The sequence below is a fragment of the Pontibacter sp. CAU 1760 genome, assembly GCF_054482735.1.
On sequence record NZ_JBTLRL010000001.1, the window covers coordinates 330,978 to 344,734 of the forward strand.

Annotated in this window: 12 protein-coding genes; 4 read left to right on the forward strand and 8 right to left on the reverse strand. The window is 51.3% G+C overall.

Translation table 11 applies throughout. The annotated features are described in order from the left end of the window. Nucleotides 1-120: 120 nt before the first annotated feature. Nucleotides 121-720 (forward strand): DNA-3-methyladenine glycosylase, encoded by a 600-nt coding sequence (locus ACXYMU_RS01395; protein WP_458984554.1) that lies wholly within the window; start codon nucleotides 121-123, stop codon nucleotides 718-720. A 16-nt stretch (nucleotides 721-736) separates the two neighbouring features. Here the strand turns inward: ACXYMU_RS01395 and ACXYMU_RS01400 are convergent, their stop codons facing one another. The 3 genes from ACXYMU_RS01400 to ACXYMU_RS01410 all read right to left on the reverse strand — a co-directional run bounded on the left by ACXYMU_RS01400 (nucleotide 737) and on the right by ACXYMU_RS01410 (nucleotide 3,464). Beyond that, entirely contained in the window at nucleotides 737-1,879 is a 1,143-nt protein-coding gene (locus tag ACXYMU_RS01400) for an alpha/beta hydrolase-fold protein (protein ID WP_458984555.1), read from the reverse strand. Nucleotides 1,880-1,987: 108 nt separating this feature from the next. Then, nucleotides 1,988-2,161, reverse strand: a complete 174-nt coding sequence (locus tag ACXYMU_RS01405) for a hypothetical protein (protein ID WP_458984556.1) — start codon at nucleotides 2,159-2,161, stop codon at nucleotides 1,988-1,990. A 115-nt stretch (nucleotides 2,162-2,276) separates the two neighbouring features. After that, on the reverse strand, nucleotides 2,277-3,464 hold the full coding sequence (locus tag ACXYMU_RS01410) for a THUMP-like domain-containing protein (RefSeq protein ID WP_458984557.1): 1,188 nt from the start codon (nucleotides 3,462-3,464) through the stop codon (nucleotides 2,277-2,279). A gap of 203 nt (nucleotides 3,465-3,667) precedes the next feature. Here ACXYMU_RS01410 and ahcY point away from each other — a divergent pair, with 203 nt between their 5' ends. Then, on the forward strand, nucleotides 3,668-4,975 hold the full coding sequence (gene ahcY, locus ACXYMU_RS01415; RefSeq protein WP_458984558.1) for an adenosylhomocysteinase: 1,308 nt from the start codon (nucleotides 3,668-3,670) through the stop codon (nucleotides 4,973-4,975). A 161-nt stretch (nucleotides 4,976-5,136) separates the two neighbouring features. On the opposite strand, the gene ACXYMU_RS01420 is transcribed toward ahcY, so the two are convergent. From ACXYMU_RS01420 to ACXYMU_RS01440, 5 genes are all read right to left on the reverse strand, one after another. After that, a complete protein-coding gene (locus tag ACXYMU_RS01420; RefSeq protein WP_458984559.1) occupies nucleotides 5,137-5,877 on the reverse strand; it encodes a LytR/AlgR family response regulator transcription factor in 741 nt (246 codons plus the stop codon). A 30-nt stretch (nucleotides 5,878-5,907) separates the two neighbouring features. After that, complete coding sequence (locus ACXYMU_RS01425; protein ID WP_458984560.1) at nucleotides 5,908-8,886, reverse strand: ligand-binding sensor domain-containing protein; 2,979 nt, start codon at nucleotides 8,884-8,886, stop codon at nucleotides 5,908-5,910. Nucleotides 8,887-9,012: 126 nt separating this feature from the next. After that, nucleotides 9,013-10,107 carry a glycosyltransferase gene (locus tag ACXYMU_RS01430; protein ID WP_458984561.1) on the reverse strand — a complete coding sequence of 365 codons (1,095 nt, stop codon included), beginning with the start codon at nucleotides 10,105-10,107 and terminating at the stop codon, nucleotides 9,013-9,015. Continuing rightward, entirely contained in the window at nucleotides 10,104-10,871 is a 768-nt protein-coding gene (locus tag ACXYMU_RS01435; RefSeq protein ID WP_458984562.1) for a glycosyltransferase family 2 protein, read from the reverse strand. The genes ACXYMU_RS01430 and ACXYMU_RS01435 overlap by 4 nt, the downstream gene beginning before the upstream one ends. A 184-nt stretch (nucleotides 10,872-11,055) precedes the next feature. Beyond that, nucleotides 11,056-12,342, reverse strand: coding sequence for a citrate synthase (locus ACXYMU_RS01440; RefSeq protein WP_458984563.1), 1,287 nt, complete (start codon nucleotides 12,340-12,342; stop codon nucleotides 11,056-11,058). Nucleotides 12,343-12,855: 513 nt separating this feature from the next. On the opposite strand from ACXYMU_RS01440, the gene ACXYMU_RS01445 reads away from it, so the two are divergent. Beyond that, nucleotides 12,856-13,449, forward strand: a complete 594-nt coding sequence (locus ACXYMU_RS01445) for a sigma-70 family RNA polymerase sigma factor (RefSeq protein WP_458984564.1) — start codon at nucleotides 12,856-12,858, stop codon at nucleotides 13,447-13,449. A 25-nt stretch (nucleotides 13,450-13,474) separates the two neighbouring features. Beyond that, on the forward strand, nucleotides 13,475-13,756 hold the full coding sequence (locus tag ACXYMU_RS01450; protein WP_458984565.1) for an anti-sigma factor family protein: 282 nt from the start codon (nucleotides 13,475-13,477) through the stop codon (nucleotides 13,754-13,756). The last annotated feature ends 1 nt before the right edge of the window (nucleotide 13,757 follow it).

Below are 13,757 nucleotides of genomic sequence, written 5' to 3' on the forward strand. Positions count from 1 at the left end.
TTACGAATTACGAGTGACGAATTCCGAATTGGGGGTGGAGATGAAGCGGCTGCAAACCCAAGGACCTGCGCATCGTACGACAGAACGCGAATAACAAACAACGAGCAACGACTAACGACCTTGAAGCTTTCAAAAGATTTCTATACCCGCCCGAATGTAGTGGAACTGGCCCGCGAGCTGATCGGGAAGCATGTTTACACAGCCGTGGACGGCATCCTGACAGGGGGTATGATTGTGGAAACGGAGGCCTACTCCGGCGAAAACGACAAGGCCTGCCATGCGCACCTGAGCCGCCGCACCAAACGCACCGAGATCATGTACCACCAGGGTGGCGTGGCTTACGTTTACCTGGTGTATGGCATCTATCACCTGTTCAACATCATCACCAATGTGGAGGGCCGCGCAGACGCGGTGCTGGTACGGGCTATTGTGCCGGAGGAGGGGATAGCTGAAATGCAACTGCGCCGCAATATGACTACCCTAAAGCCCAACCTCACGGCCGGACCGGGTGTGTTGAGCATGGCCCTCGGCATCAATAGGGAGCTGTATGGCGCAGACCTGACCGGGGACACCATTTGGCTAGAGGATAGGGGTATAAACTTTGCGCCGGAGGAAATTGTCGCTGGCCCGCGCATCGGCATTGATTATGCCGGCGAAGACGCCAGCCTGCCTTGGCGCTTTTGGGTGAAAGGGAACAAATGGGTAAGCCGCAAAAAGTAACCTACCCACGTGCTGCTTACTTTTTGGCAGGCAGTATATATTTCAGGGCAACCGGCATACGTTTCGCCCAGGCAGTTTCGAAATGCTTTGCCTGTTCGTCCTTGATCCAAATAAAGTCTTTCCCTTCTTTATAGCCTTTTTCCTTTAGAGCAGCTAGCATATTATCAATACCCGGTTGCAGGCGTTCCTCCAGCTCAATGCCACCGTTATCGATGTAAAAAAACAGGTCTTTCTTTTTGCCCGTGTACTGCTGCACTTCCTTCACATAATCGATGTGCTGTATCTGAAAGGCTGGCGACATGCAGATGGCTTTTGAGAATACCTTGGGGTGCTCCCAGGCCAGCATAAAAGAAATAATACCCCCTGCCGACGAGCCGCCCGTAAAAGTATGCTTGCGGCCTTTCTTGGTGCGGTAAGCCTCGTCAATAAATGGCTTGGCCGTGTTCACCACAAAATCCATATAGGCATCGCCTTTCTCGCCGGGAGTGTATTCGTCGGAGCGGTCAGGGGTATTGTAAATGCCCACGATGATGGCGGGCTGCATGGCTCCGGCTTTTATCAAGCTGTCGGCAGTCTCGTCTATCTGCCAGTCTTTCCCAAACGAGCTGGTGGCTGGGTCAAAGATGTTCTGGCCGTCGTGCATGTACAGCACCGGGTAGCGCCTGCTGCTGCTTTGGTAGGCAGGTGGCAGCCACACAATCAGGTCGCGGCGCCTGATGCCGTTGCCGGGCAGATTAGTATGGATTTTGGTGGTACCGGTAATTCCGGTTTCTGCAGCCATCGGCTTTTTCTCCAGCCAATACTGCACCTCATCGGTCAGTGCCGTATCAGCCGATACTTTTACGCTAAAGTTAGGTAGTGCCTGTGCATGGGCATCCGTTGCCTCACGCTCCCAGGAGCCCAGCGTATACTTATATTCAAATGTCTGTGGCTGCTCCAACTGCAGCGTCTTCGACCAGGTATGGTTTCCTATGGGCTGCATCTGCGCTTTGGCAGGGTCCCAGTTTCCTAACTGCGGAAGGCCGCCTGTTATGTAAACAGCAGTGGTATCAGGAAGCGTAGGGGCATACAGCTTTATCTGCACCTGAAACGGTTTTTGCGCCAGGGCTGTGGTGAGCGACAGCACGAGAAGGGCTAGCCAGAGGGTATGTAGTTTCATTTTGTGAGATTTACAGGTAGATCGGATAAGGCGCCTAAGTTACTAAAAACAAAGCCGCCACAACAGATGCTGTTGTGGCGGCTTTACATGTTTATCGGCTATTGCGGACTAGCTGCGCTTCTTTTTCTCAGCGTCCTGCTCGTTATCCGTACGGCCCTGTGGGGTCTTATCTTTTGGCATTTTTGAGTCGGTCACACTGTGCTCCAGGCTATTGGTAATGTCTTTTTTATCGCCTTTGCTCTCGTTAGTCAGGCTTTGCTTGTTTTTTTTATCGGTGCTCATAGCTTTCGTATTATAGGTTTAAGGTAACATTCGAGGCTTTGTGGTGTGCCATTCGTCAAGATGGCGGCACTTGCCTGTTGCTTTATAGTACGGAGGAAGGGCGGCAGTGTTCAGCTTAAGCTTTCCGGCAGATGAGCACGACTGGCTTTTGGTGCATGTCGGTTGTGAAGAAGAGGTAGGTATGGCCGCCCTCTTTGATGCCGGTCTTCTGTCGGATGCCTGCCACCGAGTCAGGAAAGTTGCGCACCGTGATGTTGGCCTGCTTGCCGGGCAGTTGGCGTAGCAACGCCTTCTTGTTGTAGCGGCTCACGGTCAGGCACGTAAAGCTGCGCCCCGGAAAGTCTGGAACCAGTGTGGCCGAGGTATAAAGGTGACTGTTTGGGTGCAATTTGTGCAACTGCAGGTGCTGCCCCAGGTAGCGGTAAGCCCCGGCCTTAAGGATGGCTGCGTTGGGCTCATAGATATACTGAAGCGGATCAGCATATGAAACCTCGGCCTCTTCCTCAGCGGCCTTTGTGAACGCAAGTTGCTGCCTCAGGCCGTTAGGCATCAGGTTAATTGCTGTGCGAATGGCATGTGCCGGTTGTGGTGCTTCGGGCTGCAGCAGGTACAGCACCTCCTTCACCTCGTTCTGCACAGCTACTACCCATACCTTCGCTACATGCCCCAGTTGCTCCAGCGCCATGTCTATGTCCAGCATCGGGGAGGCTTTTAGCAGGACGGTTCTGGCCTTAATAAAGAGCAGCGGGAGCAGGTGCAGAATGTCTGGCTCGCAGTCCTGGAGCAAGTGCAGCTTTTCGTTGCTCCCGCCCCGGCGGGCCGGGTCCAGGTAAATCACATCGGCCATACCTGTAAAGCCGTTTAAAAACTCCTCTGCCGAGTTATGGTGGCTCTGGATATTGTTTGCATCCAGTAACCTGAAGTTGTGCTGCGCCATCTCCTGCAACGCCGAATGCTGCTCCAAGTGAATTACCTTGGTAAAACTCTTCGCAAAGAAAAAGCTGTCCACCCCGAAGCCCCCTGTTAAGTCGATCAACAGTTCTCCGCTCAGCAACGATGCTTTGTAAGCGGCCGCGGCCTCCGAGGAACTCTGCTCCACTGATATAGTTGCCGGGAAGATCGCATCAGGGTGTTGCGCCCAGGTGGGCAGCTTTGGGGCTGCCTTTTGGCGGGCTTGTATCTGCTGCACCAGTTCCTGCATCGGCAAATGCGGGTAGCGCTGGGCCTGTAGCATTAGTGTGGCGGCATCCTGGTGCTGGTGGGCCTGCATAAATTCTCTCTCCTGCACTGTAAATAAACGCATACCGGGCTAAGCTTGGGTGATACTATGGTCTGCTGCAAAGGTACGGTTTTTAGCTGCCAGCCGCTGCGCTTTTAGCATTCATACAAAAAAGCAACAAGGCACCCGGATTTAACGGTATGGTAATTGTGCGCAGTAGGGTATAATATTGATGTTGCGGAACAATTTGCGTAATTTTGAGTTTTAAGAAGAAGAAAAATAATATTATGATCGATACAGAGCTAAAGTACAAGGTAAAGGACATATCCTTGGCCGATTGGGGCCGCAAAGAAATAAGGTTAGCCGAGGCAGAAATGCCAGGCTTAATGGCTATCCGTGAGGAGTTCGGCCCAAGCAAGCCGTTGGCCGGGGCCCGCATCGCCGGTTGCCTCCACATGACCATCCAAACAGCCGTGCTGATTGAGACATTGGTGGAACTCGGCGCTGAGGTGACCTGGTCTTCATGCAATATCTTCTCTACGCAGGACCATGCCGCCGCTGCCATTGCTGCTGCCGGCATCTCGGTATATGCCTGGAAAGGTATGACAGCTGAGGAATTTGACTGGTGCATCGAGCAGACCTTGTTCTTCGGAGATGACCGCAAGCCATTAAACATGATCCTGGACGATGGTGGTGACCTGACCAACATGGTGCTGGATAACTACCCTGAGTTGTCAGCGGGCATCAAAGGCCTGTCAGAGGAAACCACTACAGGGGTTCACCGCCTGTACGAGCGTATGAAGAACGGCACCTTGACCATGCCTGCCATCAACGTAAATGACTCTGTAACGAAATCTAAGTTTGATAACAAGTACGGCTGTAAGGAGTCGTTGGTAGATGCGATCCGTCGTGCTACGGACGTGATGATGGCCGGTAAAGTAGCTGTGGTGGCTGGTTACGGTGACGTTGGAAAAGGTTCTGCTGCTTCGTTGCGCGGTGCCGGTGCCCGTGTGATCGTGACGGAGATCGATCCGATCTGTGCCCTGCAGGCTGCGATGGACGGTTTCGCGGTGAAGCGTATGGCTGATGCGGTAAAAGAAGCGGACATCGTGGTAACTGCCACCGGTAACAAGGATATCATCCGTGAGGAGGAGTTCCGCGCCCTGAAGGATAAGGCGATTGTTTGTAATATCGGCCACTTCGACAACGAGATTGACATGGCCTGGCTGAACAAAAACTATGGCCATACCAAAGACGTGATCAAACCGCAGGTAGACTTGTACAACATCGAGGGCAAAGACATTATTGTACTGGCAGAAGGTCGTTTGGTGAACCTGGGTTGTGCTACTGGCCACCCGTCTTTCGTAATGTCAAACTCTTTCTCTAACCAGACTTTGGCACAGCTGGAGCTGTGGACAAACACAGATGCCTACGAGAACAAGGTATATACCCTGCCGAAGCACCTAGATGAGAAAGTAGCCCGCCTGCACCTTGGCAAAGTCGGCGCTGAACTGGATGAGCTTCGTCCGGACCAGGCCAGCTACATTGGTGTGGAAGTGGAAGGCCCTTACAAGCCCGAGTACTACAGATACTAATCTGAATCAGGCCTATAAAGCAGAAAGCCAGCGCATCTAATGCGCTGGCTTTCTGCTTTATAGGCCTGATCTATGGTAAGATGCTCATGGCCAGCGTTGAAATGCCAGCAGCATTAAATTTGTAAGTCTGTTTAGCTAAGACAGCAGCGTAAAGGGTTTTGTCATATGATATTGAAGCGTGACATTAACGTCTTTTTGTAGGACTTGCCGATTGGAATATCGCCTTTGGCAAACACAACAGAGTTTTCTTCCAAAGCCTCTATCTTGTCGAGGTTGGCGATGTAAGAGCGGTGCACGCGCACGAAGTTCTGGGCAGGCAGCTTCTGCTCCATATCCTTTAAAGTAGAGGAAACCAGGTACTTTTGGTCTGCTGTGACGATGAAGGAATAATTGTCATACGCTTCTACCCATAGAATCTCGTTGTAGTGTACTTTGATGATGCGGTGCTTGACCTTTACAAAAATATAATCGGCAGCCACCTCCTGGTCTTTAGACGCAGCGTGTGGGGAACCGTTAGATTCTTTATGGTTGATGTCGCGTTTATACAAAGCGATCTCAATGGCTGAACGCAAACTCTTCTCATCGAAAGGTTTAACAAGAAAGGCATCGGGTTCTGTTTTCTTAGCCCTGTCCACGGTGGCGCGGTCGGCGTAAGCCGTCAGGTAGATAAACGGGATATGAAACTCCGCCTTAATGCGCGAACCGATATCTACGCCATCAGCGTCTCCGCGGAGGTTAATGTCAAGCAGCACCAAGTCGGGCTGCGTTTCCCGGATCATATCGATTGTGTCCTCACCCGAATCAATTGCGCAAGTTTCGTATCCCATCTCTTCCAAGCTTGCCGCAATGTCCTCCGCAATAATGACCTCATCTTCCGAGATAAGGATTTTGGGTTTTGTCATAGCATTATATTCTTACGTGAAATAAAAGAATTATGGTGCCAAAACAAAATATAATATTGATTTAGTGCCATTGTTATTTATGAATTTAATATTCCCCTCCAACTTCCTGCTCAGGGAGGTAACCAGTTTCAAACCAAACGACTTATTTGTCTGCGGATTAAAGTGCTCTGGCAGCCCCCGGCCATCATCACTTACAGTGAGTGTATACTGAACGGAATCGTGCTTGATGAGCTCAATTCGCAGAAAACCAGGCTGCCCATCAGGGAAAGCATACTTCAGCGAGTTAGACACAAGCTCGTTCACAATTAGTCCCAACGTAATGGCCGCGTCAATGTTTACTTTTATCTGCGGCATGTTGATTTCAAGGGCAATCCGGGCGGCACTAACACCATATGCAGCATACAAGCTTTCGCATATTTCGAGGAAATAATCCTCCAAATCAATGCAATCCAGATCAGTGTGTTGGTAGAGGCGCTCATGCAGGATAGACATAGAGCGCACCCGGCTCCGGATGGCCTGCATCACGTCTACCGCCTGCGGGTCTTGCACATGGCGGGCCTGCAGGTTCAGCATGCTGATCACGATCTGGAGGTTGTTCTTTACCCGGTGGTGGATTTCCTGCAGCAGCATTTCCTTTTCCTTATTCTTGCGCTCTAGCAGGCGGGTGCGGTGGTTCACGCGCATCTCCAGCAATGTGTTCAGCTGCACCAGGCTTCGCTCACGCAGGCGCACTACGCTTATGACAGCCCCGGCAACCAGCAAAAGCAGCACCCCGATGAACCACTCACGCCGCCAGATGGGCGGAACAATCGAAAAGGTATAGGTCAGGGGCTCAGCTGCCCAAAGCCCATCGTTGTTGCGGGCCAGCAACTCAAAAGTATAGGTGCCAGGTGACAGGTTAGCATAAGTAGCGAAAGACTGCTCTACAGGCGGCGACCATTGTTCATCAAACCCCATTAGCCTGTACTTGTACCGCACCTGCTCCGGCCCTGACAGGCAGATGGCATGGAAGTCGAAGGAAAGGTAGTTCTGGGTATGGGGCAGGCGCAGGTTTTGGGGCAGCCCCGTGATGCTGTCTGTCGCATAGCCTAAGGCTTTCCAGTCAGTTGGCTTCGAATACAGCATCACATCCGTTAACATGGCCTTGGGATAGGTGATGTTGCGCTTGTCTAAGCTGGGCAGGTACTGGGTCAGGCCCTTGGTGGTGCCAAACCAGATAGTGCCGTTCGGGGATTGCAAAATGGCGTTTTCGCATACTTCCATTCCCCTAAACCCGTTCTGGCTGTTGTAGCTGCGGTAGTATACCTTGTTCTTTTCGCGCAGTTGGGACAACCTAAGCTTCAGGATGTCCCGGCTGGTTGCTACCCATAAGTTGTCGTCCCTGTCCGCGAAAAGCGTTTTGATAGCTTCCGATGGCAAGCCGTCTTTTACCGTGAACAGCCTGGCCTTAACGCTGTCGAGCATGAGGATGCCCTGGTTGAAGCCAGCGAAGTAAAGGTTCCCTGCTTTGTCTTCGGCAATAGAACTGACCTCGGTAAAGGAAACTTCCCGCAGCATAGCAGGGGTAACGAGCGTTTTCCCCTCTACAAGGTATATCCCCGATTGCGTTCCTACCCATAGCCTGTCTTTGCTGTCACGAAAAAAACAGCTGGCTTTGGAGTTAGCTGCCGCAGGTGGCATACTGGCAGGCACAAAAACGCTGTCTTGGAAGTAAGCAACGCCATTGGCTGTGGCAAACCACATCGTGCCTGCCTTGTCGCGGCTGGCATAGTATACCTCAGGAGTCGGCAAGCCATCGGCAGTGGAGTAGTGTAGGGCGGTATCCGGTTTTACAAGCCATACCCCATTGCTGCTGCAAACCCACGTTCCAGAAGCAGCACCGGTGTATATATTATTGATAGTGCTGCCTTTGGGCCAGGGGGTAGGGCGCCACTTGGGTCGCCTGGATCGCATGCTGGCAAGTTCTCCTTCATCGGTGCCTAACCACATTGTGCCCGTGCTATCGCTGGCCAGCGCTGTGATGCGCGGCTCATTGGTTTGCTCGAAATCAAAGTAATGTATAAACCAGGGCGCTTTATACTGCTGCAAGCCATACCCATTCGTTCCAATCCATACATTGCCTTCTGTGTCGGCTGCCAGGGAACTGATGCGGGGGGTGCGGAGCCCATTCAAGCGGCTGAAGTGCGTGAAATTCTGCCGGTCGTATCTGAGCAAGCCGTTGCGGAGCAGGCCGATCCAGGTGTGGCCCCGGCTGTCGTGGGTGATGCTTGTAACAGAGGGTGACCCTACGACAGCAGGTAAGGTAGGAACGCTTAAAGTGTGGTGCCTGACCTTCGCGAGCCCTTGGGGGGTGCCTATCCATAAAGTGCTGTTAGGTGCTTTGGAAAGCACCGTGATGTTATTGCTCGGAAGTGAGCTATTGGCCTGGGTATAATGAATGCTGCGGGAGCCGTTCAGTTGATAAAGGCCGTTTTCTTTAGAGCCGGCCCATAAGGTGCCATCAGCAGCCTGAGCGAGTGCCGTGTATATCTGTTCGGGCAAATTGGGGGCACGTCGGAATAAGCCCTTTTCATTCTTAAAGAACAGCCCTTTATTAGTTGCCAGCCATACATGCCCATGATGGTCCGCTGCAATGGCGTTTACCTGGTTCACGGGCAGCCCTTGGCTCTCGCCGTACTGCCGGAAGGCATAGCCGTCAAAGAGCAATAAGCCAGCATCAGAGGTGCCAATCCATAGCCGTTGCTGCTTGTCCTGGTAAAGCGAAGTGATGTTTTGGCTGAGCAGCCCCTCCCTTTTCGTATAATTCCTGAAGTTGATGCCGTCGAAACGGCTAAGGCCGCCGCGGGTAGCCAGCCACAAAAAGCCTTTGTTATCCTGGATAATAGCCGTGATCTGCGATTGCGGAAGCCCTTGCTCTAGTGTCCAACTACGGAAGTTATACTGCTGTGCCTGTGCAACACAAGCAACAAGCAGCAGGAAAGAAAGCAAGACACAACGCACTAAATACATGTATAATCATACGGTTACCCCCTGGTGCGGCTGCAACAGGCTTATGCGCTATAACATAGGTTCTATGCATGGCGCAGCATACGCATGCGCAGCCAGAAAGTGAACGCTGAAAATTGTTTTAAAGTTTTAGCGAATCCCTAAAACTTCTTTGTAAACGGTGGCAGTCTTGTGGGCAGTATGCTCTTTAGCAAACGCAAGCGTAAACTGGTAGGCATTTTCAGTGAATTGTTTACCCACAGATGGGGTGCTCAACAGATATTGTACTTGCCCGGCCAATGTGCTGGCGTCTTTTACAGGTGCGAGCAGGCCGGTTTGCCCATGCCGCACAATTTCAGGGATGCCTCCCGCAGCCGTAGCCACTACGGGGGTATGGCAAGAGAAAGCATCAAGGATCGTTGTTCCCAGTCCTTCTGTTTCTGAGGTCACCAGCAATATGTCCAGTTCCGACATTAACTGCGGAATATCCTTCCGGAAGCCAGTGAAGAGGATGCGCTGCTGTAATCCTTTCTCCTGCACGTAAGCTTCTACCTGTCCACGCAAGGGGCCATCCCCAATGATAAAGAACGTCAGGTCTTGGCGTTGCTGGAGCAGCAGGGAAGCGGTATCAACAAACGTGAAATAGTCTTTGTGCGGGGCAATGGCCGAAATGTTGCCAATGAGCTTGTGGTTGGCCGGTAGGTTATACTCCTGATGCAGCTGCTGCTGCCTGCGGCTATTCTTAAACCGGCTCATATCAATGCCACTGTGCACGGTTACGCACAACTCGGGGTGACGCAGGCTTTCCGAAACCACTTCCTTTATCTTGTCCGAAACGCAGATGATGCGTCGGATGCCTCTGTAGTTATATTTAAACCGCGAAAAGGCATTGTCCTTCACCGGGAAATCCACGCGGCGGCTCAGGATGATGGGAATGTTATTACCAAGCAGGTGGGCCCACACACTGATGGCGTGGGAATGGCCACTATGGGCATGCACGAGGTCTATCTGCTGCTGCCGGCAATAGCGCTTTATTTTATAAGCGGTGAGCAAATCGAACTCGTTGGCAAAAGGCAAGGCTATATGCGGCACCTGCTGTTGCTGGCAGTATAACTCAAATGGCGTGTTCTTCCGGCAGGCTACGTAGCAAGTAGAGCCTTGCTGCTGCAGCTCCTCAATTAAATAGGCCACTTGCTGCTCGCCACCGCGCCACGACTTCTCCGATACCAGGTGTAGTACTTTCATAACTGTGCAGGTTGTTGGGTGTCTTCCTGCAGCCGCCATATTTTCAGGTAACGCATAAACACGCTGCTAGCCGCCAGGTAGGCAATTACAAACCCCACACGCCCGTCCAGTATACCAAGCTTCAAAAAATACTGCTTCAGGAAACGAACCATCGGCTTTAAAGCCAGATGAAACAGCGTGACCTTGCCCGTTTTTTTTGCCTTGTCCTGTGCGGATAGCCAACTGTACTGGTCCCACTTGCTCAGAAAGTGCGGCAGGTTTCTGTAAGTATAGTGCAGCATTGGATGGTGCAACTTGCCAATGGGGCCAGGCACCTGCAATTCTTCATGCACCTGCTTATCGCTGTAGTGGCAGCGGGCTTTGCCGAAGAGGCGGGTCACGGTGTCGTTCTGCCAACCGCTATAACGCACTTCCTGGCCCATAAAGTAGTTTTTGCGTCGGATTTGGTAGGCGGCATGGGTCGGATTTGCCTGTAGTAGTGTTTTTAACTCTTCCTGTAGTTCTGTCGGGATGCGTTCATCAGCGTCCAGCATCAACACCCACGGCTGCGTGGCTTGCTGTATGGCCCAGTTGCGCTGCGCGGAGTAGCTGTCGAAGGGGCGCTGCAATATCTTTACAGGGTACTGCCGTGCCAGTTCCAGGGTATGGTCGGTGCTATAAGAATCGACCAGAAGCACTTCATCCGCCCACAGCAACGACTCGATGGCCCCGGCTATAAACTGCTCTTCGTTTTTGCAGATAATGATGGCACTGACACCCGGCATAAAATGAGGTATAGCTAAAAAAGTATTTAAGAGGGTATGGCTAGCGCCGTATCCATGATGTGGGTTGCGCTAAAAAAGCCTTTGCCGCTTCTCAGCAAAAGGCGAACCTGATCTAAGAAGCGGCAAAAGAAATAGGGGTTAGGTCATTCTAAAAGAAATCCCTGGAATTTTAAGTGAACGGAAACTACCTGCTTTCCATGTCTACGTACGTGCGCTCTGTCTCGCCTACGTATACCTGGCGCGGACGTCCGATTGGCTCTTTGTTCTCGCGCATCTCTTTCCACTGGGCAATCCAGCCTGGCAGACGGCCAAGGGCGAACATCACCGTGAACATGTTGGTCGGGATACCGATCGCGCGGTAAATGATACCAGAGTAGAAGTCTACGTTCGGGTACAGTTTGCGCTCCACGAAGTATGGATCGTTCAAAGCAGCTTCCTCCAGTTCTTTGGCAATGTTCAGGATTGGGTCTTTCACACCCAAAGCCGCTAACACTTCATCCGCAGACTTTTTGATGATCTTCGCGCGCGGGTCGAAGTTCTTGTAGACGCGGTGTCCGAAGCCCATCAAACGGAACGGATCGTTTTTGTCCTTGGCCTTCTCGATGAATTTCTTAGAGTCGCCACCGTCTGCTTTAATCGCTTCCAGCATCTCGATCACGGCCTGGTTGGCACCGCCATGCAGTGGTCCCCACAAGGCGCTGATGCCGGCAGACACAGAAGAGTAAAGGCTGGCATGCGCAGAGCCTACCAAGCGTACCGTAGACGTTGAGCAGTTCTGCTCGTGGTCGGCGTGCAGGATGAGCAGCTTGTTCAGTGCATCCACCACCACCGGGTTTGTCTCATACGTCTCGGTTGGGTACGCAAACATCATGTGCATGAAGTTCGAGCAATAGTCGAGGTTGTTCTTAGGGTAGTTAACCGGATGCCCTACAGAGTTTTTGTAGGACCAGGCCGCTATAGTAGGCATCTTGGCCATCAGGCGGACGATAGAAAGCTCCATCTCCTCCTCTGACTGGTTCGACTTAAGCGACTCCGGGTAGAAAGCCGTCAGTGAGCTCACCAACGCCGACAGGATACCCATGGGGTGTGCGGCAGACGGGAAGCCATCCAATATCTTACGCATGTCCTCATTCACCAGCGTATGGCGTCTGATTCTATCGCTGAAACCCTCTAAATCTTCCGTTGTAGGCAAGTCGCCATAAATCAGCAGGTAAGCCACCTCAATAAAGCTAGACTTCTCGGCCAACTGCTCTATCGGATACCCTCTGTAACGCAATATCCCTTTCTCGCCATCCAAAAATGTGATGGCGCTGGTTGTAGCACCTGTGTTCTTATAGCCTGCATCCAAAGTGATATAGCCAGACGCCGAACGCAAAGATGAAATGTCAATGGCTTTTTCATCTTCAGTGCCTACGGTAACTGGCATTTGGTAGGATTTACCCTCTAAAGTAATTTCAGCAAATTCTGACATGTTTTATTTTAGTTTATGTCCCTTTTGTGTCTATAATAGATAGAAGCGAAATTATGGAAAAATGTTCTAAAATGAAATGAGGTCGATTCATTATATCAACCGGGAATAATGTTTCGAAATTTCGCTCACTTACGTACTAATAAACGGGCAGGGGTAAAAAAGTTTGTTGCAACAAGCTTTTTTACCCCTGCAAGAGCCTAAATAACCCATCCTGCCTTTGTTCCGGCACCCTGAAATGGCTAAGCAAGCGAGGGGTATGGTACGATAAGGGAACTACAAAAAGCGCTGAAGCAGGTGCTGCGTACAGGGAGTAATGCTGCAATGCAGGCAAGGGCCGGTAAACAGGCCATATTTCAGTGCGTATACCGGCGTAACCGGCTCGCCAAAAAACACCCGCCCCAGTGGCGGTCTGCTGCAACCCTAGGGCGGCAAGCGAGGTATGTAATTAAAATTTCTATATTTGCGTATAATACGCGATAAAGAGGATTATATTAAAGTAAAAAATCCAATTCGATGAGCGAGCAAAAAGGTAAACAACTGAGTAAAGAGGAGAAGGACGCACGGTTTGAGGCCGAATTGCTGCCTGTGCTCGATCCTCTGTACAATTTTGCCTATCGGCTCACCTTAGACGAAGATGACGCCAATGACCTGGTGCAGGAGACCTACCTGAAGGCCTATCGCTTTTTCGACTATTTCGAGCAAGGAACTAATGCAAAAGCATGGCTGTTCCGAATCCTGAAGAACTCCTTCATTAATGAGTTCCGGAAAAAGAGCAAACAGCCTGCCAAAGTTGACTACAGCGAGGTAGAAGGTTACTATAACTCTGAAGACGTGGAGGGCGAGAGTGGGGTGGCCACCACCACCGACATGCGCACCGAAAGCGTGCAGGACCTGATTGGGGATGAGGTGGCCAGCGCCCTGAATGCCCTGCCTGTTGACTTCAGAACCGTGATTATCCTCTGCGACCTGGAAGGGTTTACCTATGAGGAGATGGCCAAGATACTGGATATACCGATTGGAACTGTACGCTCAAGGCTTCACCGCGCCCGGAACTCTTTAAAAGAGAAGTTGGAGAAATATGCCAAAACCATGGGTTATAATAATTAGACGCATTTATAGAGTTTGAGTGAAGATGGAACCGAAATTTACAGAAGTATATCAAAACGCACCGGTGGAAGGTAAAGAGGCTGAGTGTGAAAGAATAGCGAAACTGCTCGATAGTATAGTTGATGGAGAGGCCTCCTCCGATGAGCAGCACTTATTTAACCAACACCTCGAAGAGTGCGTGCCCTGCTTCGAAAACCATCAGAAACAAAAGCTCCTTAAAGGCTTGGTCAGTGGCCACCTCAAGCGCGTGATTGTGCCGGCAAGCCTGGCAAACCGTATCAAAGCGAAGATTCAAGAAACACTATAGC